This window comes from Patescibacteria group bacterium (assembly GCA_020148045.1).
Taxonomy (GTDB): domain Bacteria; phylum Patescibacteriota; class Minisyncoccia; order Minisyncoccales; family GWA2-38-27; genus JAHCRG01.
The window spans coordinates 40,878-61,801 of the sequence record JAHCRG010000006.1; the positions used below are offsets into that span (position 1 = coordinate 40,878).

The following is a 20,924-nucleotide window of genomic DNA, read 5'->3' on the forward strand; positions in this document are numbered from 1 at the left end:
GTTTGTCAAATTTTTTGACAAAGTTTGGAAATTTGCTAAGATAATTCATTAACTAATAGTTCTTTGAGTTTTTAATAATTGAATTAGAAAGGAGATAGAGATGAAGCAGACGATAATAATAAGAACAATGGTTTCAGGACACAAACGCAGACAGGGTAAGGTTAGAGATATTTATAATCTCGGAGATGGCAGATTAGTTATTATTGCCACTGACCGGATTTCGGCTTTTGATGTGGTTATGGAAAATGGTATTCCTGATAAAGGAAAAGTACTGACTGCACTTACTAAGTTCTGGCTGCAAAAACTTCAGTCTGTGGCTTCGCCGCACCATCTTGTGAGTACAGAGCTTGATCGTCTTCCAGAGGAGTTTCAAAGAGAATGTTTTGAAGGCAGAGTTATGGTTTGTCGAGAAGCAGAGCCCTTACCTGTTGAGTGTGTGGTCCGAGGATACTTAGCTGGTAGTGGTTGGAAAGAGTATCAAAAGACAGGTCAGATTTGTGGCATTAAGCTTCCTTCAGGATTAAAGCAATGTGACAAATTGCCAGAACCAATTTTTACTCCAGCAACTAAAGCTCAAGCTGGCCATGATGAGAATATTACATTTGAAGATGTTTGTAAGTTATTAGCTAATCGATCCCTAGCAGAAAGCTTGAGAGATAGAAGCATAAATCTATACCGAAAGGCGCATGATTTTGCGTTGAAGCGGGGTGTTATCATTGCTGATACCAAGTTTGAGTTTGGTAGAGTTGATGGTACAATTCTCCTTATTGACGAGGTATTGACTCCAGATTCCAGTAGGTTTTGGCCTGTTGATGAATATGAACCAGGTCATGACCAGGTAAGCTTTGACAAACAGTTTGTCCGTAACTATTTAGAGACGCTCTGCGAGAATGGCAAATGGGATAAAACTCCTCCTGGGCCAAGATTGCCTGACACTATTGTTGCAGGAACATGGAACAGATATCGAGAACTTTACAGACGTTTAACGAGAAAAGATTTAAAGCCCTGATTATAAAATTGGGGTTTGCCCTCACACCAAAATTTTGGTAGTGAGGGCTTGTTTTTTTATTTTGAAAATTATAAAATAGAATATTACAAGTAATTTTAATAAAACTATGAGTAAAAAAATAATTTTAATAATTGTTATCGTCGTTGTTTTAGGTGTTATTATTTACCAGTTTTTCATTAAAGACGAAGAGCCAGAATTTGCTTTGGAAAAAGTAGTTATAGGTATGGTCTTAAAAGAAGTTTCAGAAACTGGAACAGTTAAAATTTCAGAAGAGATAAATCTTAGTTTTAAGAATTCAGGAAGAATTGATGAGATATATGTTAAAGTTGGAGATAATGTTGAAGCTGGCCAGAAGCTGGCTAAACTTGATACGAGTCAGTTATATATTGAACTAACTGAAGCTCAGGCTGCTCTTGAAGTAGCCCGGGCAAAAAAAACAGATACCGAGATTTCTCTTAAAAATGCTGAACAGAATTTAAAAGATGTAAAAGCTGATGCTGAGGAAGATTTAAATAGCGCTTGTGAGGATGCTCTTAATGTTTTAGATGATTCTTATTTGAAAACTTACGATGCCTATAATGCAGTTTATGAAATTCAGCGAGATTATTTTACTTCCTTTGATGAAAAATCAACAGAAGTAATAGAAGAAAAGTATAAAATTAAGAGTGATTTAGAGAGGATTGAAGCTTATGTTAATGATGCTAAAAACAACCCCCAAGAGGAGAATATTGATTTAATCCTTTCTAAAGTAAAAGAGCAATTAGAGGCGGTGAGTAATTCCTTAGAAATAGTTCGAGATATTACAGAAAGCGAAGCTTACCGCAGTTCTGTTTCAACCACTGACAAAACATCTTTAGATACTCAAAGAACAAACATAATTAATGTTATCGCTGATATTGTTAATGCCCAGCAAACTATTTCAACAACTAAAATTGTTAACGAGACCAATATTAATAATGCTGAAGCGGAAAGTTCTTTAATTAAAAACAAGTTACAAGAAGGCGGTTTATATCAAGCGCAAATAAGCCAAGCTCAAGCTAAAGTTTCTCTTTTGCAGAATAAAATTCAAGAAGCTGTTCTAAAAAGTTTTAATGGGGGGCAAATAATAAAAATTAATAAAAGAGAAGGAGAAGTAGTTCAGCCAACCGATTCTGTAATTTCTTTTCTCTCGGTCGGCCCTTTTCAAATAGAAGTAGATATTTATGAAGAAGATATTGTTGACGTTAAAGTTAATAATCCGGTAGAGATTACTTTGGCTGCTTTTTCCGATGAGATTTTAAAAGGCAGAGTAATTTCAATTGACCCGGCAGAAAAGTTGATTGGAGGAATAGTTTATTATGGAATAACTATTGACTTTGAGGAAACCAAGGAGGGGATTAAACCGGGCATGACAGCTGACATTATTATTGAAAGTGATAAAAAGGAAAATGTATTAGTTATTCCAAAAAGGGCAGTAAAGAAAATGGATGGCAAAAAAATAGTTCAGGTTTTTAAGGACGGCGAGGTTAAAGAACGAGAAATAGAAATCGGCTTGGAAGGAGACGAGTTTTTTGAAATTATTTCTGGATTAAGCGAAGGAGAGGAAGTTGTTATTGAATAAAAAATCTATGGCAGAGCCATTGATAAAATTAGAGAATGTCTGGAAAATTTACCAGTTAGGAGAGGTAGAACTTACTGTTTTAAGGGGAATAAGCCTGGAAGTATTTCCAGGTGCTTTTGTTACAATAATGGGACCATCTGGTTCTGGGAAATCAACCCTTATGCATATTATCGGTTGTTTAGATGTTCCCACTAAAGGTGAGGTTTTTTTGGAAGGACAGGATGTTGCAGAACTTTCTGAAGATGAGCTTGCCCAGATTAGAGGACAAAGAGTTGGTTTTGTTTTTCAGCAATTTAATTTGCTTCATAATCTTAATGCTCTTGAAAATGTAATGCTTCCAATGATTTTTCAAGGCGTCCCTGAAAATAAGAGAGTAGAGAGAGCAAAGAAATTACTCGCCTCTATAAATTTAGGAAAAAGAATTTTCCATAGGCCTGGCGAGCTTTCTGGTGGAGAACGGCAAAGAGTTGCTATTGCCAGAGCTCTATCCAATGACCCTGAGATTATAGTTGCTGATGAGCCTACTGGGAACTTAGATTCTACTACTGGAAAGATGATTATGGAGATTTTAATTGACCTTCATAAAAAAGAAAAAAAGACCATTGTTGTTGTAACTCACGATCCTCATATCGCAGGATACACTGAAGAGGTAATTAATATTAAGGATGGACAAATAGTTGCTAATCATAAAACAGCTGGAAAAGTTCTATGGGAAAAGCAATAAAAGAATATATCAAAATTGCTATAAGGAGTTTAAGAAAAAGGCGTTTAAGGAGCTGGTTAACTATGATTGGTGTTGTTATTGGTGTTTTTCTGATAATGTCGTTACTTTCTTTAAGTGAAGGAATAAAAACAGCAGTTATGACCCAGTTAAGGATGATGGGCAAGGATTTAATTATGATAATGCCTGGAGAGATTACTGATATAGTAAGCATGATGGTCGGAGGATTAGAATTAACTGATGATGATATTAAAGCGATAGAAAAAGCGGAAGGAGTAGATATTGTTGTTCCTATGACCTATAGGGGGGAGGCAATGAGATATCAAGGAGAAAAAAGAACAGTTTTATTATGCGGAATTCCCTTGGGAGAAAGCTTGGATATATTTAAAACTGATATGGGCTTTGAATTAGTAGAAGGACGTTGGCCAACTCCTGGAAAAAGAGAAATTTTCGTTGGTTTTTTAGTGCCCGAAGAAATTTTTCCCGGAATGAAAACAGGAACTCAGATTACTCTCAAAGGAAAGCAGTTTGAAGTTGTCGGAGTATTAAAATCTGTAGGGAGCAAGCAAGACGACTCTCAGGTTTATATAGATTTAGATATTTACCGAGAAATTACCGGAGAGAGAACAGGGGCTAAAATGGCTATGGCTAAAATTAAACCCGGTTATTCAGCCGACGAGGTAGTGGAAAACATAAAAGAAAATCTTGAAGAAAGCAGAAAGAGGAAACGGGGAGAAGACTTGCCATCTTATACAGTTATTAGCAGCGAGAAAATGACTGATATAGTTGGCAATGTAATGGGTTTGATACAAGTAGCAATTTTTGGGTTTGCCTCAATAGCCATTGTTGTTGGAGGAATAGGAATAATGAATACTATGTATACTTCAGTTCACGAAAGGATTCGGGAAATTGGAATTATGAAAGCAGTTGGGGCGAGAAGGAAAACTATAATTGCTATCTTTTTAATTGAATCTGGTATGTTTGGTTTGGTTGGCGGATTGGGAGGGATAGTTTTAGGATTGGGATTGGCTAAAATGGTGGAAATTTATTGCCAAACCCAAAATCTCTTTCTATTAAAGGCTTCAATTAGTCCCCAACTTGTTCTTTTTGGCTTAACATTTTCTTTCTTAATTGGCTGTATCGCAGGATATTTACCAGCTCGTTCTGCTTCAAAGCTCAACCCGGTCGATGCCCTCCGTTACGAGTAGGAGTTCGAGTCCTGTCCCCGGAGCAGGCTAGTGAGGCGTTCGGGAGACCGAGACGCGTCAAAAATCGCCACAATGGCGATTTTTTGGTAGGATGAAAGAAGATATTAATTATTATTAATATTATGAAAGCAATCAATACAGCTATGGGTGTTGCTTATGTAAGAGCTACAGGAATGTTGTATCCGAAAGAAAAACGACTTTTTGAAGATCCATTTTCTGAAAAATTATTGTCGCCTTTTTACAAATTTTTTATATTTCTCCAGCATTCATCTAAAATAAATGATGCCATTGTAAAATTGAAAGAAATGGGTTGGTTTTTTTGCCGCTTTCGTTATATAGATGACGTATTAAAAAATAGTATTGCAAAAAAGGATCTTGAATCAGTTGTCAACCTTGGTGCTGGAATGGACTGCCGGGCTTATTATGTTCCCGGTATAGAAAATATACGTTACTTTGAAGTGGATTATCCATCTATAATAAAAAAGAAAAAAGAAAAAATAAAGAAAATATTAGGAAAACTTCCAGATCACGTTGTTTATGTTCCTGTTGATTTTGAGAAGCAAAGTCTTGATACTGAATTAAAAAAAGCAGGATACAATTTAATCTCTAAAACGCTTTTTATCTCGGAAGGAGTTACGCAATATATTTTAAAAGAAGCCAATGATAGTATATTAAAATATGTAGCACAGGCTGCTCCTGGCAGTAAAATTGTCTTTACCTATATTCTAAAAAGTTTCATTGAGGGTAAAAACCTCAGGGGGGCTACAGAAAAGAGCATGTATAAATGGCTGGTTAAAGGATTTAAGATGTTTATTTATGGCCTGGACCCAGCTGAAATGCGCGATTATCTTTCAAAATATAATCTTTCTCTTATTGAAGATATTGGAAGAGAGGAGGTTCAGGAACGTTATATGAAATTAGTAGACCTTGATTTAAAAGTATTTGAAATTGAAAGGATTGCTCTTGCTAGGGTTGTGAAAACGGATTAGAGTTTTTCAGAATAATTAATTCGACAACAGGAAACCCCTCCATAAACCAAGTTCTAATATTGTACCATCCCCGGAGCAGGCTAGTGCTCGGTTCGAGAGACCGAGAGGCATAGAAAATCGCCAATAAGGCGATTTTTTGATACAATTGATGTATGGGTATTTTATCAGGATTATTAAGTATGTTTGGTTGGGGGACGTCAGATTTTTTAGCTGCTAAGTCCTCGCGAAAAGTTGGCTATCTCATAACTTACTTTTGGACACAACTTTTTGCTTTCTCTATTGCTTTTGTTTACCTTTTAATAAAACTCCCAACACTTAATATAAATAATGTATTTCAGTTCCTCGTTTTTATTTTGCCTGCTGGATTTTTGTATATGGTGGGTACCTTATTTTTTTACAAGGGGTTTACAAAAGGACAGGTTTCGCTTGTTAGTCCGATAGGAGCTTCGTGGGCGATGATTACTGTCATTTTAAGTTTTGTATTTTTAAAAGAAGTTTTAAAAACGAACCAAATAGCAGCTATTATTTTAATGATCATTGGTGTTGTGTTAGTTTCCATAAACTTAAAAGAATTGCTGAAAGTAAGAAAACTTGCTCTTCTTGGTGGGATAAAGGAAGGACTTATTGCTATGTTGGCTTGGGGATTTTCCTTATTCTTAATAGTTATTCCCAGTAAGACCTTTGGCTGGTTTCTTCCGGTATTCGGGTTAAAGTTATTTGGAATAATGTTCATAGTCATTTATGCAATGCTTATCAAGCAATCTCTTAAGGTAAAGCTTCAGTTGTCTCTTCTTGCTTTATTCTTCTTAGTTGGTTTTTCAGATATGGTAGCTTTCTTTGGCTACAGTTTTGGAGTAGAAGGGGAATATGCTTCAATCATTGCTCCTGTTGCTGCTTCCTTCCCATTAGTGACCATCATATTAGCAAGGATATTCTTAAAAGAGAGAATAGTTTTAAATCAAGCTTTTGGAATAGTTGGAATCATAGCAGGACTAATTCTAATTTCTCTATAAGACAGGTTCTAACATCGTCCATCCCCCGGAGCCATTTAGGGCTCATTATAACTTTTCAGGTTTTGTTTTTAGGATTTTTTTAGTATAATAATAGAATATATTAATAAATTAGTTTTTACTTAATCAGGAGAAGGCCGGAATAGAATTTTAAACGAGGATAAAATAATTATTTCAAAAAAGGTCGACACTTTTTATTAAATAAATTATTCTATGATAAAAAAATACCCATTTCTTATATTCGGTTTGCTAGTCGCTGTTTTATTAGTTAACCTTGTGGTGCTATTTAATGAGTTTTTGACACGAGATATGCTAGCTAAGATATTACCAGGGAAGCTAGGCAAAGGGAGTGTCTGTGCCACTATACAAGATGGTTTAATTTATACCCCTGATGGGGAGTTGATAAACACCGGCTACAGTGAGTGGGGGTATAACTACCAGGCGCATATGTTTAACGGCATGTATTGTGATTACCACCCAATGTACCGCCCCGGAGGTGCTTACTACGAGTGGTGTCAAGAGCATTATGGAGATGATAGATTGATGATGAAATGGAATGATCCCTGGTTGGCGAAAAAAGATTGTGACAGTGATGATCTTTTAGACCGTCATTATGGATATGATAGTTATATTGGCTCTGGCGCCTGGTTGACAAACCATACAAGCGGTTTATATCAAGAGGGTGAGCAGTCCTGTTCCTGGAACTATTTTGTCAAGATTTTAGCCGTGCCCAGCGATGCCGAAAAGATAGATAATGTTTGGTATTTAGCTGATGGTACAGAATTAGGAGAGGTTATCTGGGGATCATTTGCTATAGTTGAAAGTATATACAACGATACCTGCACAGGCGAACACGGAGTTGAGTATCTAAGTCCGGCAGGTCCTGGTTTTGGCAAGTTTTGATCTGCCTCCAATCTACTAATCTGAAATTATCTAATGTGGTTAGCAGCGAGAACCTCTTAAGTGTCCTGTTTTTTTAAATCAACCGCCAAGGCAGGATATTTAGCTAGTAGCTATTTGTTTTTTGCTGTTAGCTGAATTGTCGCCAAAAAGGCGGTTTTTTGATATAATGAGATAATATGAGAAAGAAAAAACTCATAAAAGTTATAGAACCGAATCCTAAACCTGTCCGTTTGTTCTTCTTTTGGGCAGGCATAACCGCTACTATCGCATACAGGATAATTATTATATTAAACTGGTATAGTCCTTTATGGGTAAAAGTTGCTTGGTATATTGGTACTGTTGGCTTTGTTCTTTATTTTGGTCATCGTTTTAATATTGCCAGAAAAAGAGCAAACTTAGTTAAAGATTATAAATTGATTGAGACTGTAGATAAGGCTGATTGTATTAGTTCCCAAAAGAAGTTGGCTCTTCATTATTTGGTTAAAACTAGTTTGACCTCAAAATCGAGATGGAATTCAGCAGTTATTTTTATTCTTTCCGTTATAGCGCTGCTTGTAGGTATCTTCATAGATATTTATAGTGTTTGAGTAAAACAGGTTGACATAGTATCTTGCTATTTGTTATACTAAAACCGACGAAATTAGTCGGTTTTTATTATGAAAATCTCAAAGAAATCACAATATGGAGTTCGGGCAATGGTTTATTTGGCAAAGAATGCTCTGAAAGATAAAGTTTGTCCAATAAAAGAAATCTCTGAAAAAGAAGAGATTCCTTTTGATTTTTTAGAGAAGATAATTTCAGAGTTAGAAAAAGCAGGTTTGGTAAAAGCTAAGAAAGGTGTTCAAGGGGGATATTTTTTGGCTAAAGAGCCAAAAAATATTACAGCAGGGGAGATTGTTAGGGTTTTGGAGAGCACGGTGCCAGTTAGTTGCGCAGGATGCCAAATGGCAAGAATATGTTCAGCGAAAAGTGTTTGGGAGAAAGTCCAGGATTCTTTAGAATCCACTTTAGATTCTGTAACTTTAGCAGATTTAATTAAAAAAAATGGCAAGAAAAAATAAAAAAATCTATTTTGATTACGCAGCTACAACTCCAGTAGATCCTCGCGTGAAAAAAGTGGTGGAACCTTTTTTTATTGAAAAGTTTGGTAACACAATGTCTCTTCATAGCTTTGGCCAGGATGCTAAAATTGCTTTGGAAAAAAGCAGAGAAGCAGTGGCAAATCTAATAGGTGCTAAACCAAATGAAATAATTTTTACTGGTTCTGCAACTGAAAGTAATAATCTTGTTTTAAAGGGAATAGTTTTTGCGAATCGTAATAAAGGCCGCCACATCATTATTTCCCAAATTGAGCATCCTTGTATTATGGAAACAGCAAATTGGTTGGAGAAACAAGGATTTAAAATAACCAGATTACCGGTTGATAAATATAGTTTAGTTAATCCTTTGGATGTTAAAAAGGCAATAAGAAAAGATACGATTTTAGTTTCAATAATTCATGGTTCAAATGAGATTGGTACTATTCAGCCAATTGAGAAAATTGGAAAAATCTGCAAAGAAAAAGGAGTTTATTTCCACACTGATGCTGTCCAGAGTTTTGGAAAAATTCCTATTGATGTAATGAACATTGATTTATTGACAGCCAGCTCTCATAAAATGTATGGGCCAAAAGGAGCAGCTTGCTTATTTGTTAGGGAGGGAACTAAAATTGAGCCTCTTTTACACGGTGGGGGCCAAGAAATGGGTTTGAGGGGTTCAACAGTAAATGTGCCGGCAATTGTTGGTTTTGCTAAGGCCTGTGAGATTTGTAAAAAAGAAATGAAAAAAGAAAGCCAGAGATTAACTAAGTTAAGAGATAAATTGATAAAAAATGTTCTTAAAATAGAAAACTCTCATTTAAACGGTCACCCTACCAGAAGATTGCCAAATAATGCTAATTTCTGGTTTTCTTTTATTGAAGGGGAATCTTTAGTTACCCAACTTGATCTTTTAGGAGCTGCTGTTTCAACCGGCTCTGCCTGTTCTTCTGCAAAATTAGAACCAAGCCATATTCTTTTGGCAATCGGCTTAAAACCCCAGGAAGCTCACGGCTCTTTAAGGATTTCTTTGGGCAGATGGACAAAAGAAAAAGATATTGATTATTTAATCAAGGTATTGCCTGGGATAGTTAAGAAATTAAGAAAAATCTCACCATTTAAACATGAATAAATCTGGTCCCTATTCAAAAAAAGTTATTGAGCATTTTTCAAGTCCTCATAATTACGGAAAAATAAAAAATCCTTCTGGCATTGGAAAAGTGGGGAACATCGTTTGCGGCGATGTCCTCTGGCTTTATATTAAAGTAGAGAAAGATAGAATTAAGGATATAAAGTATGAGACTTTTGGCTGCGTGGCTGCAATTAGCACCAGTAGTGTTGTTACTGATTTGGCGAAAGGAAAAATCCTGGAAGAGGCACTAAAGATTGACAGTAACAAAGTTGTAAAGTCATTAGGAGGATTGCCCTCTCTAAAATATCATTGTTCATTACTTGGTGTTGATGCTTTGTCTGAAGCAATTTATGATTATTTATTAAAGAATAAAAAAGAAATTCCAGAAGAACTTCAGAAAAGACACCAGAAAATAGAAAAAGAGAGAAAAGAAATAGAGAAAAGATATAAAAAATGGATGAAATAAAAAAATTAACCAGAAGTTTTTACGTAAGGCCAACTTTAGAGGTAGCCAAAGAACTTTTGGGTAAGTATATTGTTAGGAAAATTGGCAGAGAAAAACTGGTTGGGAAAATTATAGAAACCGAAGCTTATATTGGTCCCCAAGATAAGGCCTCTCATGCTTTTGGAGGGAAAATAACGCCAAGAAACAGGGCTGAATATTTTGTCGGCGGCCATATTTATATTTATTTGGTCTATGGAATGTACTGGCAAATGAATATTTCCACCAGCAAAAAGGAAAAGCCAGAGTGTGTGCTTATTCGTGCCATAGAACCTGAAGAAGGTGAAATTTCTTCAGCTAATGGACCAGGCAAGCTTTGCCGTTATTTAAAATTAGATAAGTCGTTTTATGGAGAGGATTTAACGAAAAGCAAAAGAATTTGGTTGGAAGATCGCGGCGAGAAAATTAAACCATCTCAAATCTTAGCAACAAAAAGAATTGGCATTGATTACGCCGGTTCCTACTGGTCCCACCGCAAATTGCGATTTTTAATAAAGGATTTTAAAAAATATTTAGTGAAATGAGAAAAAAAACTAAAAAAGTAATAATTGCTATATCTGGGGGTATTGATTCAAGTGTGGCAGCGGCTCTATTAAAAAGAGATGGTTTTGATGTTGTTGGAGTTTTTATGAAGTTATGGCCAAGTTTTGATGAAAAAAGAGCCAAAAGAGTAGCTAAGAAGTTAGGTATTCCTTTTTATGTCTTTAATTTTGAAAAAGAATTTAAAAAAAGAATTGTGGATTATTTTTTAAAAGAATATAAAAAAGGAAGAACTCCTAATCCTTGCGTGGTTTGTAATAAAGAAATTAAGTTCGGCATTTTGCTAAACAAGGCATTATCTCTGGAAGCTGATTACGTTGCAACTGGGCACTACGTTAGAAGAAAGGGAAACAAACTATTAAAAGGCAAAGATAAAGAAAAGGATCAGTCATATTTTTTATGGCAATTGGACCAAAAAATATTGGGGAAAATTTTATTCCCAATTGGAGATTATACAAAGACTGAAGTTAGGGAATTAGCAAAGAAATTTAAATTGCCTGTTTTAGATATTCCAGAGTCCCAGGAAATTTGCTTTATTCAGACGACTACAGTAGATTTTCTAAAAAAGCATCTTAAGCTGGAACCAGGCAAGATTATTGATAACAAAGGCAAGGTAATTGGACAACATCGAGGTTTGTGGTTTTATACTATTGGCCAGAGAAAGGGAATAGAACTTCCTAAGGGTCCTTTTTATGTATTAGATAAAGATTTAAAAAAGAATGTTTTAATCATCACTAAAAACAAAAAGGACTTGTATAAAAAAGAACTAATTGCTAAAAATGTTAATTGGGTTTCAGACAAAGAGCCAAAAATGCCCTTGAAGGTGAAAGCAAGGATTCGTTATCGTCATAGCGAGGTTTCAGCTACTATTAAAAAACAAAAGAATGGTAGAATAAAAGTAGTTTTTTCCAGAGGCCAGAGAGCAGTCACCCCTGGCCAGTCAGTAGTTTTTTATAAAGGCCAGGAATTATTAGGCGGCGGCATTATTTCAAATTACCCTCAGACCAAATCGGTATTAAGGGCTTGACTATTGTTTTTGCTTAAATTAAGGTAAAATATATATAATAAAGGTGTGAATAACTTTATTAAACTCTTAAAGGTCGGTTTTAAAAATTGCTAACCAAAATATATTACTATGCAAGGATATTGCGTTAAATGTAAAGCAAAAAGAGAAATACAAAATGAAAGAGAAGTAGCAATGAAAGGAAAAGGTAAGGTAAAAAGGAGAGCTCTCACCGGCACTTGTCCAAATTGCGGCACCAAGATGTTCCGAATTTTAGGAAAGAAGGATTAGGGAGTTTCGTTTCGAACCACAGCCCCGTCTGCCGGGGCTGTTTAGTTAAAGAAGGTAGATGTTTAGACAAAAAAAATTAGTTTGGGTTGTTTTAGGGATTTTGGTTTGTTTGAATGTTGTTGCTTGGATTGTTGTTTGGGATTTGAGTCAACCGAGGTTTCTTGAAGTAGTGTTTTTTGATGTTGGCCAAGGAGATGCCATTTTTGTTGAAACGCCTGATAGGCATCAGGTTTTGATTGACGGAGGACCTGATTTAACTGTTTTAGAGAAGTTGGCAAAAGAAATGCCTTTTTATGATAGAAGTATAGATTTGATAATTTTAACTCATCCGGAGCATGATCATTTCTTTGGCTTGCTTGAAGTTTTAAAAAGATATGAAGTAAAAAATATTTTATGGACAGGAATTATTAGGGATACTGCTGAGTGGGAAGAGTGGGAGAAATTGATTAGAAAAGAGGGGGCTGATATAATAATAGCTGAGGCTGATCAGAAAATAGATTTATCTGAAAATATATATCTTTCCATTCTTTATCCGTTTGAGAATTTAGAAGGTCAGGAATTTAAAAACAGCAATGATACCTCTATTGTTGCTGAATTAGTTTTTAATAATGTTTCTTTTCTATTTACTGGAGACATTTCAAAGAAAATAGAAAAGCAATTAATTGTTGATTCAGATATATTGAAAGTAGCCCATCATGGAAGCAAGACATCAAGTTGTTTAGAGTTTTTAGAAGCAGTTTCTCCTGAGGTTGCTGTTATCAGTGTTGGAGAGAATAATTGGAATCATCCACACCCTGAGGTCTTGGCAAATCTTAATCAATTTGGTATACAAGTATTAATAACCAAAGAATTAGGAGATATAAAAATTGTTTCTGATGGAAACAATTTTAAAATCCAATGAGAAATTTAGAGTTTCCAATTTTTAAAACTAAAGTTAATAATTCTTCAAAGAAGTTTGACCTGACTGATTTTAAGCAACGTCAGGCCTATTTTGATTTCAAAGCTGGAGAAGAAATTAAAAAACTTAGAGAATACTTAAAAGAGAATACTTTTATTGCTTATCTCTTGGGCAAAAAGAATTCTGGCAAAGGAACTTATGCCAAAATGTTTAAAGAAGTGGTTGATAAAGATAGGGTAGAGCACTTCTCTATTGGGGATATGGTTCGCAAGTTTGATGAAGTTGTACAAGATAAAAAGAAAAGGAAAGAGTTAATTTCTTTTTTGGAGAAAAATTATCGGGGATTTATACCTTTAGAAGAAATAATTAAGTCATTAGAGAAAAGAAGCACCAAAACCCTTTTGCCCTCTGAGCTAATTTTGGCTTTGGTAAAAAAAGAAATAGCAAAAAGAGGAAGAAAAGTTCTTTTTATTGACGGCTTTCCCAGAGATTTAGGTCAGGTTGCTTATTCATTATTTTTTAGAGATTTAATTGATTATCGGGAAGACCCCGATATTTTTGTGCTTATTGATGTTCCGGAAGCAGTAATTGATGAAAGAATAAAGTATAGAGTGGTTTGTCCTCTTTGCCAAACTTCAAGGAATTTAAAACTTCTTCCGACAAAGAAAGTTGAATATGATAAAAAAGAAAAAAAGTTTCATCTTATCTGCGATGATTCTGATTGTCAAGGAGCAAGAATGGTTCAAAAAGAAGGTGACGCATTAGGGATAGAGCCGATTAAGGAAAGATTAAAGACAGATGAAAAACTAATAAAACAGGCTTTTTCGCTCTATGGAATTCCCAAAGTTCTTTTAAGAAACTCTGTTCCAAAGGACAAAGCTAAAAAATTTGTTGATGATTATGAAATTACTCCAGAATATAGTTATCAATGGGATGAGAAAAAGGGAAGGGTAAAGATAACTGAAAAGCCCTGGCAGGTCTTGGATGATAACGGAGTTCCTTGTTATAGCTTGATGCCTCCACCAGTAGTAGTTTCTTTAATCAAACAGATAACGGAAGCCCTCGGGGGTTGACTTATTATTTTGCTATATGGTATAATAAAATAGCCCTGTGATTATCTGGTTAGATCTTGGACTATACTTGTTTTTTGGGTAAATCCTATATCTGTACTCGCCGTGGCGGGTATGTGCGGACAACCACTTGGAAGTTTTTCCTAAAGATTCTTTCTAGATGTTGCGGGGCTTTAAATATAGAAATAGCCGGGACTAACGGCTATTTTTGATTCCAAAAACTTCCTTTCTTATTTTGAGTTTATCTTAAATTGATCTATGAGATTTAAGTCAGCATCAAATACATCTACAACCAATTGATTATCAGTAATAGACAATCTGCAGAAATGATGAACTTTTATAAATAATTGGCTGTAAGGACTTGTTCGTGCTTGGTCATAAAGAGGGGCTCCTCCTCCACCGGTAATAATATAATAAATATCATTATATAATAATTTTTCATAAGCATGGGTATGTCCATTGAAAACTATATCTACACCATATTGTTCAAATAAAGGCACAATCGTCTGTCTAAGTCCTTTTTCATCTTCAGGGTGTGGGCCAGTGCTTAAAGGTGGATGGTGAAAGATTACTATGGTAAATTTGATTTTGTCGCTAATATTTCTTAAATCAGATTCAAGCCATTTATATTGTTCTGAATCCTTGCTGTTATCAGAATTGCTATCCAATACAATAAAATGGATATCATTTTTTTCTACAGAGTACCATTGTTCATTGTTTGGTAAATCAAATTTATCAAAAAACAATTGAGAATTACCTTCGTGGTTTCCTAAAGCAGGATAAAACTCCGCAGTTTTAGTTAATTCGGAAGTTATCGCATTAAAGATTGCCCACTGGTCGGGATCTGCGCCGTCTTCTACAAGATCGCCTGCGTGGAAGACAACCGTGGGTTTTATTCCTGCAATGGCATTTACAATTTTTTGGTGAGCAGCGTGACCAGTTCGACTATCTCCGTAAATAACAAAGGTTTCTAAGGAAGGTTGGTATAGAAACCAAAATAATACAGCGGCAATTAAAATTACAATTGCTGCTAATAATAATTTTTTGAGTTTCATATGATATTGTTGTCGGGGTGCCGAGAATTGCCAACCTATGGTTGGTCAGCCGTAGGCTGAAACTCTTAATATTATAGTCGGGGCACCCGGACTTGAACCGGGAATCACGCGCACCCCATGCGCGTATGTTATCCAATTACACCATGCCCCGATTATTTCCTTTTTCCTATTGCTTTGATACACTTCGTGCAAGCCAAAACTCGCTTACCAGCAAACTTTCGATAAGCTCTCTTTTTTACATCAATAGGAATACGTACCCATTGTAAATTGGGATATTTTCTTTTCTTGACGGTTGGATTGTATTTCCCTCTGAGTTTTTTTAACCTCCAAACCATTATTGATTTTTTCCCACAAATCGTGCATTCTTTTGCCATAGTGGTTTTATTTTACCAGAATATTTTAATCTTAGCAAGATTTATGTTATTATTGTTAATAATATGGAAATTTTATTTCAGATTATTGTTTTAGTTTTCTCTATTGTTATTCATGAAGTTTCTCATGGGACAGTAGCAAATTATTTAGGCGACCCTACGGCAAAATATGCTGGCAGGTTGACTTTAAATCCTCTAAAACACTTAGATCCAATTGGCTCGGTGATTGTACCAGTTTTTTTAATTCTTATGACAGGTACAGGTGTTGGCTGGGCGAAGCCAGTGCCAATTAATCCTCGTAATTTTCGCGACCAAAAATATGGTTCTCTTAAAGTAGCTTTAGCTGGACCAGGAGCAAATTTAGGCATAGCTTTAATTTTTGGCTTGATTCTTCGTCTTGGTTTCTTTTTAGATTTAATTCCTATTAATCTCTATGCAGCTTTTTCTTTTATTGTGATTATAAATATACTTTTAGCTATATTCAACTTGATTCCTATTCCTCCTTTGGATGGTTCCCACGTTCTTTTCGCTTTCTTGCCTTATTCAATGCAAAAAATAAAAATATTTCTAAGTCAGTTTGGTATTTTTATTTTAATTTTTCTTATTTTCTTTTTTCCGTGGTTTTTCTCATTTTTGTTTTATATTGTTAATTGGATTTCCGCCTTAATTGTTGGTGTTCCGTTCCCTTAAAAAATATTGACACCATTAAGTTTATTTGTTAACTTTAAAAATTATGCCTACAATTCATCAACTAATCAAAAAGGGCAGAAAAAAAGAAAAAAAGCGTTCAAAGACGCCTGCTTTAGCATTTAGTTTCAACATTCTCAAAAATAGACCAAAAGGATATCCTTCACCGTATAAAAGAGGAGTTTGCCTTAAAGTTTTTACTGCTACTCCCAAAAAACCCAATTCAGCTCTAAGAAAGGTGGCTAGAGTTCGTTTGACTAATGGAATGGAAGTTACCGCTTACATTCCTGGAGAAGGGCACAATATTCAAGAGCACTCAATTGTCCTGATTCGGGGAGGAAGGGTTAAAGATTTGCCCGGGGTAAGATATCATATAGTTAGAGGAGTTTTAGATACAGAAGGAGTGGAAGGAAAAAAACAAGGGAGGAGTAGGTACGGAACGAAGAAAGAGAAAAAATAAGACCTTTTGTAACATGGCTAAAGGGAAAAAGATAAAAAAACATCCAATAATGCCTGACCCTGTCTATAACAATGTTATTGTTGCTAAGTTTATTAACCAAATTATGAGGCGGGGAAAAAAGACGATAGCTAGGAAGGTTGTTTATCGGGCTTTTGATATTATAAAAGAAAAAACTAAAAAAGAACCTTTAGAAGTTTTTGAGGTAGCTCTTGAAAATGCTTCTCCCTTACTTGAAGTAAAATCAAAAAGAGTTGGTGGAGCAACTTATCAAGTTCCGGTAGAAGTGAAAGGGGATAGAAGATTAACCTTAGCTATGCGTTGGATAATTTTAGGAGCTAAATCAAAAAAAGGAAAACCAATGAGAGAGAAATTAGCTGCTGAATTAATGGATGCGGCAAATAACACTGGCTGGGCGATAAAAAAGAAAACCGACACCCACCGGATGGCCGAAGCCAACCGCGCCTTTGCCCACTTCGCCTGGTAAATAAAAGAGCACCTACTGATCCTCGGTGTTTCCACCTACCGATCTTCGGTGCTTTTGTAAAAAAGAACTGAGGAGACCCCATTTTTAGATATCTGAATGGCCGTAAGGTGATCCAGGGGCTCCGTAATGATAATCGTCGTCATACTTCGGTTTGTCTTTACGGGAACACCAGGCATCGGCAAGAATCCCTATAGCGACTATAATCATAAAAGCAAGAAAGCAAATCGCCAAATTGGTAAATGCTCCAGCTAAAACTCTACCACCTGAAAATTCGATAACACTCGTAAACATCTTGTTTATCCTTTCAAAAGAATAATTTATTTCGTTTTCGATACTAATATAATATTAACAGATTAAATTATGAATGTCAAGGTTTGAAAATTAAATTATTAAAAATTCATTCATAATTCATAATTCTTAATTCATAATTCAAATTTATGCCGAGAGAATATCCAATTGAAAAAGTTAGAGATATAGGAATTATTGCTCATATTGATGCTGGAAAGACAACCGTTACTGAACGGGTGCTTTTCTATACTGGAATTTCTCATAAAATAGGCGAGGTTCATGATGGTCAGGCAATTATGGATTGGATGGAGCAGGAAAGAGAAAGAGGAATTACCATTACTTCAGCTGCTACCACTTGTTTTTGGGTACCCGGAGGCCAAGAGAGAAAAAAAGAAAATGAATACAGGATAAATATTATTGATACTCCTGGCCATATTGATTTTACTGCTGAAGTTCAAAGATCATTAAGAGTTTTGGATGGGGCAGTGGTGGTTTTTGATGGAGTGGCTGGAGTTGAGCCACAGTCAGAAACTGTCTGGCATCAGGCAGATAAATTTAAAGTGCCAAGAATTTGTTTCATTAATAAGTTAGATAGAACAGGAGCTGATTTTAAAAAGAGCTTAGGGTCTATTTTAGAGAAGTTAACTCCAAATGCAGTAGCTTTGCAAATACCAATTGGGGAGGAAGATAAGCATGAAGGAATAATTGATCTTTTAGAAATGAAGACCTTAAAATTTGAGGGTGATTTTGGTCAGATAGTAAAAGAAGAGGAGATTCCAAAAGATTTATCAAAAGAGGCGAAGAAATGGCAAGAGAAAATGGTTGAGAAGATTGCTGCTGAAGATGAGAAGCTTTTAGAGAAATATTTAAGTGGCAAGGAAATTCCAATAGAAGACCTTAGAAAGACCCTACGGAAGGCTACTTTAGAATATAAACTTATTCCGGTATTTTGCGGAGCTGCTCTAAAAAATAAAGGAATTCAACCCCTGCTTGATGCTATTTGTTATTATTTCCCAAGTCCAAAAGATATGCCACCGGTTAAAGGAATTGACCCTAAAACTGACAAAGAGATAAAGAGAGAGCCGGATGATTCAGAAAAATTTTCAGCCCTCGCTTTTAAAATCGCAGCTGACCCTTATGTTGGTACGCTTACTTATTTTAGGGTCTATTCCGGTTCCTTGACAGCCGGCTCTTATTTGTTAAACTCAACCACAAGTGAAAAAGAAAGAATCGGCCGAATTTTAAGAATGCATGCTGCTGAGAGAGAAGAAGTAAAAGAAATTTTTACTGGGGATATTGCCGCTACGGTCGGCCTTAGAAATACCAGGACAGGTCATACCCTTTGTGATGAGACCGCTCCAATTGTTCTTGAGAAAATTGTCTTTCCAGAACCAGTTATTTCTATAAGAATTGAGCCAAAAACAAAGGCAGACCAAGAAAAAATGAGTTTAGCTCTTAAAAGATTATCAGAAGAGGACCCAACCTTTAAGATGAAAAGCGATTTGGAAACCGGGGAGACCATTATTTCGGGAATGGGTGAGCTGCATCTTGAAATTATTGTTGAGCGAATGAAAAGAGAATTTAAGGTTGAGGGTTCAGTTGGAAAACCCCAGGTTGCTTATAAAGAGACAATTAAACAAGAAGCTGAAGCAGAAGGAAAGTATATTAGACAGTCAGGAGGCAGAGGTCAGTATGGACATGTTTGGTTGCGGCTCAAGCCGAAAAAGCGAGGTGAGGGATTTGAGTTTATAGACAAGATTAAAGGAGGTATTATCCCCCAAGAATTTATTCCGGCAGTGAAGAAGGGAGTAAAAGAAGCAATGGATAAAGGGATTTTAGCAGGCTATCCAATGGTAGATTTAGAGGCCACTTTATATGACGGGTCTTTTCATGAAGTGGATTCTTCAGAGAATGCTTTTAAAATTGCCGCTTCGGCTGCTCTTCAGGAAGCAGCAAAGAGAGCAAATCTAGTTTTGCTGGAGCCGATTATGAGATTAGAAGTCATTGTTCCTTCAGAGTTTTTTGGAGATGCGATAGGGGATTTGTCTGCTAGGCGTGGAAAAGTTGAAGAAACTAAAGACCGGCTAAATCTAAAAGTTATTGATGCTAAGGTTCCTTTAGCTGAAATGTTTGGATATGCTACCGCTTTAAGGTCTCTAACTGAAGGAAGGGGAAATTTCACAATGGAATTTGACCATTATGAAGAAGTGCCTTCAAATATTACCCAGGAGATTATTGAAGGAAAAAGACGGTAATTAACATTGACAAATTTTTTAAAAATAATAAGATAATAATATAACCTTAAAATCATGAAACCTGGGGCCTGAAACCCGAAACATTTAGAAGTTTCAAGTTTCAAGTTTCAAGTTTCAAGTTTAACATGGCGGAAAAAGAAAAATTTGAGAGGGCAAAACTCCATATTAATGTTGGCACCATTGGTCATGTTGACCATGGGAAGACTACTTTGGTTGCTGCAATTTTAAAGGTTTTAGGCCTAAAAGGTTTGAAAGCCCAAACAAAAACAGTTGAGCAAATTGACGCAGCTCCAGAGGAAAAAGCCAGAGGTCTTACAATCTCTGTTTCTCACCTTGAATATGAATCAGAGAAAAGACACTACGCTCACATTGATTGTCCTGGTCACGCAGATTATATCAAGAATATGATTACTGGAGCAGCCCAGATGGATGGGGCAGTTTTAGTTGTTTCAGCTTCTGATGGCCCGATGCCTCAAACCAGAGAGCATATTTTGCTTGCTCGCCAAGTAGGGATACCTTCAATAGTTGTCTTCTTAAATAAATGTGATCAGGTTGATGACAAAGAAATTATTGATTTGGTTGAGTCTGAGATTCGAGAGCTTTTGAAAAAATATGAATTTCCTGGAGACAAAATTCCAATAATCCGGGGTTCTGCCTTAAAAGCTTTGGAAGTTAAGTCAGCAGACGATGAGGCAGCTAAACCGATTTTAGATTTAGTCAAAGCTTTAGATGAGCATATTCCAGAACCCACCCGAGAGATTGATAAGCCCTTTTTAATGGCTATTGAAGATGTTTTCTCTATTGAGGGTCGAGGTACTGTTGCTACTGGAAGAGTTGAAAGAGGAATAATTAAACCCAATGAAGAAGTGGAGTTAGTTGGTATAAAGCCCACCACAAAAACAGTGGCAGTAAGCATTGAAATGTTTAACAAGATTCTTGACGAAGGAAGGGCAGGAGATAACGTCGGTGTTTTGCTTAGAGGTCTTAAAAAAGAGGAGGTTGAAAGAGGACAGGTTTTAGCAAAACCAGGAACAGTTACTCCTCACACTGAGTTTGAAGGTGAAATTTATATCTTAACTAAGGAAGAAGGTGGACGACACACCCCTTTCTTTAAAGGATATAAGCCCCAGTTTTATATCCGAACCACTGATGTTACAGGAGATGTAACCTTGCCAGAAGGAACAGAAATGGTTATGCCTGGTGATACCGTTAATTTGGCAGTTAAATTGATTGCTCCGGTTGCCCTTGAAGAAAAACAAAGATTTGCAATTAGGGAAGGAGGAAAGACAGTGGGAGCTGGAGTAGTGGTAAAAATCATTAAATAGATATTCGCTCATTCGGTAACCGAATGGGCGAATATTGTTAAATATCC

24 protein-coding genes and 1 tRNA gene are annotated in these 20,924 nt (G+C 35.9%); 21 read left to right on the forward strand and 4 right to left on the reverse strand.

Translation table 11 applies throughout. The annotated features are described in order from the left end of the window. The first annotated feature begins 100 nt into the window (after positions 1-100). The 16 genes from KJA13_01645 to KJA13_01720 all read left to right on the forward strand — a co-directional run bounded on the left by KJA13_01645 (position 101) and on the right by KJA13_01720 (position 13,955). Positions 101-1,009: a phosphoribosylaminoimidazolesuccinocarboxamide synthase gene (locus KJA13_01645; GenBank protein MBZ9577721.1), complete on the forward strand. Its 909-nt coding sequence runs from the start codon at positions 101-103 to the stop codon at positions 1,007-1,009. Between the two features lie 106 nt (positions 1,010-1,115). Next, positions 1,116-2,609 (forward strand): efflux RND transporter periplasmic adaptor subunit, encoded by a 1,494-nt coding sequence (locus tag KJA13_01650; protein ID MBZ9577722.1) that lies wholly within the window; start codon positions 1,116-1,118, stop codon positions 2,607-2,609. A gap of 19 nt (positions 2,610-2,628) precedes the next feature. Next, complete coding sequence (locus tag KJA13_01655; GenBank protein MBZ9577723.1) at positions 2,629-3,333, forward strand: ABC transporter ATP-binding protein; 705 nt, start codon at positions 2,629-2,631, stop codon at positions 3,331-3,333. Further along, positions 3,318-4,538: an ABC transporter permease gene (locus KJA13_01660; protein ID MBZ9577724.1), complete on the forward strand. Its 1,221-nt coding sequence runs from the start codon at positions 3,318-3,320 to the stop codon at positions 4,536-4,538. Before KJA13_01655 ends, KJA13_01660 begins: the two co-directional genes overlap by 16 nt. Before the next feature lie 122 nt (positions 4,539-4,660). Continuing rightward, a complete protein-coding gene (locus KJA13_01665; GenBank protein MBZ9577725.1) occupies positions 4,661-5,527 on the forward strand; it encodes a class I SAM-dependent methyltransferase in 867 nt (288 codons plus the stop codon). A gap of 152 nt (positions 5,528-5,679) precedes the next feature. After that, the gene (locus KJA13_01670) at positions 5,680-6,540 is read left to right on the forward strand and encodes a DMT family transporter (protein MBZ9577726.1); all 861 of its coding nucleotides are present in this window, start codon (positions 5,680-5,682) and stop codon (positions 6,538-6,540) included. 306 nt (positions 6,541-6,846) lie between these two features. Continuing rightward, the gene (locus KJA13_01675; protein ID MBZ9577727.1) at positions 6,847-7,440 is read left to right on the forward strand and encodes a hypothetical protein; all 594 of its coding nucleotides are present in this window, start codon (positions 6,847-6,849) and stop codon (positions 7,438-7,440) included. A 176-nt stretch (positions 7,441-7,616) separates the two neighbouring features. Then, positions 7,617-8,027 (forward strand): hypothetical protein, encoded by a 411-nt coding sequence (locus tag KJA13_01680; GenBank protein ID MBZ9577728.1) that lies wholly within the window; start codon positions 7,617-7,619, stop codon positions 8,025-8,027. Between the two features lie 69 nt (positions 8,028-8,096). Next, positions 8,097-8,501, forward strand: a complete 405-nt coding sequence (locus KJA13_01685) for an Rrf2 family transcriptional regulator (GenBank protein MBZ9577729.1) — start codon at positions 8,097-8,099, stop codon at positions 8,499-8,501. Continuing rightward, positions 8,485-9,648, forward strand: coding sequence for a cysteine desulfurase (locus KJA13_01690; protein MBZ9577730.1), 1,164 nt, complete (start codon positions 8,485-8,487; stop codon positions 9,646-9,648). The genes KJA13_01685 and KJA13_01690 overlap by 17 nt, the downstream gene beginning before the upstream one ends. After that, on the forward strand, positions 9,641-10,114 hold the full coding sequence (locus KJA13_01695; GenBank protein ID MBZ9577731.1) for an iron-sulfur cluster assembly scaffold protein: 474 nt from the start codon (positions 9,641-9,643) through the stop codon (positions 10,112-10,114). Before KJA13_01690 ends, KJA13_01695 begins: the two co-directional genes overlap by 8 nt. Further along, positions 10,102-10,674 carry a DNA-3-methyladenine glycosylase gene (locus KJA13_01700; GenBank protein ID MBZ9577732.1) on the forward strand — a complete coding sequence of 191 codons (573 nt, stop codon included), beginning with the start codon at positions 10,102-10,104 and terminating at the stop codon, positions 10,672-10,674. Before KJA13_01695 ends, KJA13_01700 begins: the two co-directional genes overlap by 13 nt. Then, positions 10,671-11,717: a tRNA 2-thiouridine(34) synthase MnmA gene (mnmA, locus tag KJA13_01705; GenBank protein MBZ9577733.1), complete on the forward strand. Its 1,047-nt coding sequence runs from the start codon at positions 10,671-10,673 to the stop codon at positions 11,715-11,717. The genes KJA13_01700 and mnmA overlap by 4 nt, the downstream gene beginning before the upstream one ends. Positions 11,718-11,825: 108 nt before the next feature. After that, positions 11,826-11,984: a hypothetical protein gene (locus KJA13_01710; protein MBZ9577734.1), complete on the forward strand. Its 159-nt coding sequence runs from the start codon at positions 11,826-11,828 to the stop codon at positions 11,982-11,984. Positions 11,985-12,042: 58 nt separating this feature from the next. Further along, the gene (locus KJA13_01715; GenBank protein ID MBZ9577735.1) at positions 12,043-12,885 is read left to right on the forward strand and encodes an MBL fold metallo-hydrolase; all 843 of its coding nucleotides are present in this window, start codon (positions 12,043-12,045) and stop codon (positions 12,883-12,885) included. After that, positions 12,882-13,955, forward strand: a complete 1,074-nt coding sequence (locus tag KJA13_01720; protein ID MBZ9577736.1) for a nucleoside monophosphate kinase — start codon at positions 12,882-12,884, stop codon at positions 13,953-13,955. The genes KJA13_01715 and KJA13_01720 overlap by 4 nt, the downstream gene beginning before the upstream one ends. Positions 13,956-14,182: 227 nt before the next feature. Here the strand turns inward: KJA13_01720 and KJA13_01725 are convergent, their stop codons facing one another. The 3 genes from KJA13_01725 to KJA13_01735 form a co-directional block, all read right to left on the reverse strand. Next, entirely contained in the window at positions 14,183-15,007 is an 825-nt protein-coding gene (locus KJA13_01725; protein ID MBZ9577737.1) for a metallophosphoesterase, read from the reverse strand. Positions 15,008-15,084: 77 nt separating this feature from the next. Then, a tRNA-Pro gene (locus KJA13_01730) sits at positions 15,085-15,158 on the reverse strand. 1 nt (position 15,159) lies between these two features. Next, positions 15,160-15,381, reverse strand: coding sequence for a hypothetical protein (locus tag KJA13_01735; protein MBZ9577738.1), 222 nt, complete (start codon positions 15,379-15,381; stop codon positions 15,160-15,162). Positions 15,382-15,444: 63 nt separating this feature from the next. On the opposite strand from KJA13_01735, the gene KJA13_01740 reads away from it, so the two are divergent. From KJA13_01740 to rpsG, 3 genes are read left to right on the forward strand one after another with little or no spacing between them, the layout of a single operon-like run. After that, on the forward strand, positions 15,445-16,068 hold the full coding sequence (locus tag KJA13_01740) for a site-2 protease family protein (GenBank protein ID MBZ9577739.1): 624 nt from the start codon (positions 15,445-15,447) through the stop codon (positions 16,066-16,068). A 43-nt stretch (positions 16,069-16,111) separates the two neighbouring features. Further along, positions 16,112-16,525, forward strand: a complete 414-nt coding sequence (rpsL, locus tag KJA13_01745; protein MBZ9577740.1) for a 30S ribosomal protein S12 — start codon at positions 16,112-16,114, stop codon at positions 16,523-16,525. 13 nt (positions 16,526-16,538) lie between these two features. Further along, positions 16,539-17,009, forward strand: a complete 471-nt coding sequence (gene rpsG, locus KJA13_01750) for a 30S ribosomal protein S7 (protein MBZ9577741.1) — start codon at positions 16,539-16,541, stop codon at positions 17,007-17,009. Between the two features lie 84 nt (positions 17,010-17,093). On the opposite strand, the gene KJA13_01755 is transcribed toward rpsG, so the two are convergent. Continuing rightward, positions 17,094-17,300 (reverse strand): hypothetical protein, encoded by a 207-nt coding sequence (locus KJA13_01755; GenBank protein MBZ9577742.1) that lies wholly within the window; start codon positions 17,298-17,300, stop codon positions 17,094-17,096. 146 nt (positions 17,301-17,446) lie between these two features. Here KJA13_01755 and fusA point away from each other — a divergent pair, with 146 nt between their 5' ends. Beyond that, entirely contained in the window at positions 17,447-19,552 is a 2,106-nt protein-coding gene (fusA, locus tag KJA13_01760; protein MBZ9577743.1) for an elongation factor G, read from the forward strand. A gap of 125 nt (positions 19,553-19,677) precedes the next feature. Then, positions 19,678-20,877 (forward strand): elongation factor Tu, encoded by a 1,200-nt coding sequence (gene tuf, locus KJA13_01765; GenBank protein MBZ9577744.1) that lies wholly within the window; start codon positions 19,678-19,680, stop codon positions 20,875-20,877. Positions 20,878-20,924: the final 47 nt, after the last annotated feature.

What these genes read in the sequence shown, in the direction of transcription:
- KJA13_01645 (MBZ9577721.1), top strand. Translation starts at nt 101, where the DNA reads ATGAAGCAGACGATAATAATAAGAACAATGGTTTCAGGACACAAACGC.
- KJA13_01650 (MBZ9577722.1), top strand. Translation starts at nt 1,116, where the DNA reads ATGAGTAAAAAAATAATTTTAATAATTGTTATCGTCGTTGTTTTAGGT.
- KJA13_01660 (MBZ9577724.1), top strand. Translation starts at nt 3,318, where the DNA reads ATGGGAAAAGCAATAAAAGAATATATCAAAATTGCTATAAGGAGTTTA.
- KJA13_01665 (MBZ9577725.1), top strand. Translation starts at nt 4,661, where the DNA reads ATGAAAGCAATCAATACAGCTATGGGTGTTGCTTATGTAAGAGCTACA.
- KJA13_01670 (MBZ9577726.1), top strand. Translation starts at nt 5,680, where the DNA reads ATGGGTATTTTATCAGGATTATTAAGTATGTTTGGTTGGGGGACGTCA.
- KJA13_01675 (MBZ9577727.1), top strand. Translation starts at nt 6,847, where the DNA reads ATGCTAGCTAAGATATTACCAGGGAAGCTAGGCAAAGGGAGTGTCTGT.
- KJA13_01680 (MBZ9577728.1), top strand. Translation starts at nt 7,617, where the DNA reads ATGAGAAAGAAAAAACTCATAAAAGTTATAGAACCGAATCCTAAACCT.
- KJA13_01685 (MBZ9577729.1), top strand. Translation starts at nt 8,097, where the DNA reads ATGAAAATCTCAAAGAAATCACAATATGGAGTTCGGGCAATGGTTTAT.
- KJA13_01690 (MBZ9577730.1), top strand. Translation starts at nt 8,485, where the DNA reads ATGGCAAGAAAAAATAAAAAAATCTATTTTGATTACGCAGCTACAACT.
- KJA13_01695 (MBZ9577731.1), top strand. Translation starts at nt 9,641, where the DNA reads ATGAATAAATCTGGTCCCTATTCAAAAAAAGTTATTGAGCATTTTTCA.
- KJA13_01700 (MBZ9577732.1), top strand. Translation starts at nt 10,102, where the DNA reads ATGGATGAAATAAAAAAATTAACCAGAAGTTTTTACGTAAGGCCAACT.
- mnmA (MBZ9577733.1), top strand. Translation starts at nt 10,671, where the DNA reads ATGAGAAAAAAAACTAAAAAAGTAATAATTGCTATATCTGGGGGTATT.
- KJA13_01710 (MBZ9577734.1), top strand. Translation starts at nt 11,826, where the DNA reads ATGCAAGGATATTGCGTTAAATGTAAAGCAAAAAGAGAAATACAAAAT.
- KJA13_01715 (MBZ9577735.1), top strand. Translation starts at nt 12,043, where the DNA reads ATGTTTAGACAAAAAAAATTAGTTTGGGTTGTTTTAGGGATTTTGGTT.
- KJA13_01720 (MBZ9577736.1), top strand. Translation starts at nt 12,882, where the DNA reads ATGAGAAATTTAGAGTTTCCAATTTTTAAAACTAAAGTTAATAATTCT.
- KJA13_01725 (MBZ9577737.1), bottom strand. Translation starts at nt 15,007, where the DNA reads ATGAAACTCAAAAAATTATTATTAGCAGCAATTGTAATTTTAATTGCC.
- KJA13_01735 (MBZ9577738.1), bottom strand. Translation starts at nt 15,381, where the DNA reads ATGGCAAAAGAATGCACGATTTGTGGGAAAAAATCAATAATGGTTTGG.
- KJA13_01740 (MBZ9577739.1), top strand. Translation starts at nt 15,445, where the DNA reads ATGGAAATTTTATTTCAGATTATTGTTTTAGTTTTCTCTATTGTTATT.
- rpsL (MBZ9577740.1), top strand. Translation starts at nt 16,112, where the DNA reads ATGCCTACAATTCATCAACTAATCAAAAAGGGCAGAAAAAAAGAAAAA.
- rpsG (MBZ9577741.1), top strand. Translation starts at nt 16,539, where the DNA reads ATGGCTAAAGGGAAAAAGATAAAAAAACATCCAATAATGCCTGACCCT.
- KJA13_01755 (MBZ9577742.1), bottom strand. Translation starts at nt 17,300, where the DNA reads ATGTTTACGAGTGTTATCGAATTTTCAGGTGGTAGAGTTTTAGCTGGA.
- fusA (MBZ9577743.1), top strand. Translation starts at nt 17,447, where the DNA reads ATGCCGAGAGAATATCCAATTGAAAAAGTTAGAGATATAGGAATTATT.
- tuf (MBZ9577744.1), top strand. Translation starts at nt 19,678, where the DNA reads ATGGCGGAAAAAGAAAAATTTGAGAGGGCAAAACTCCATATTAATGTT.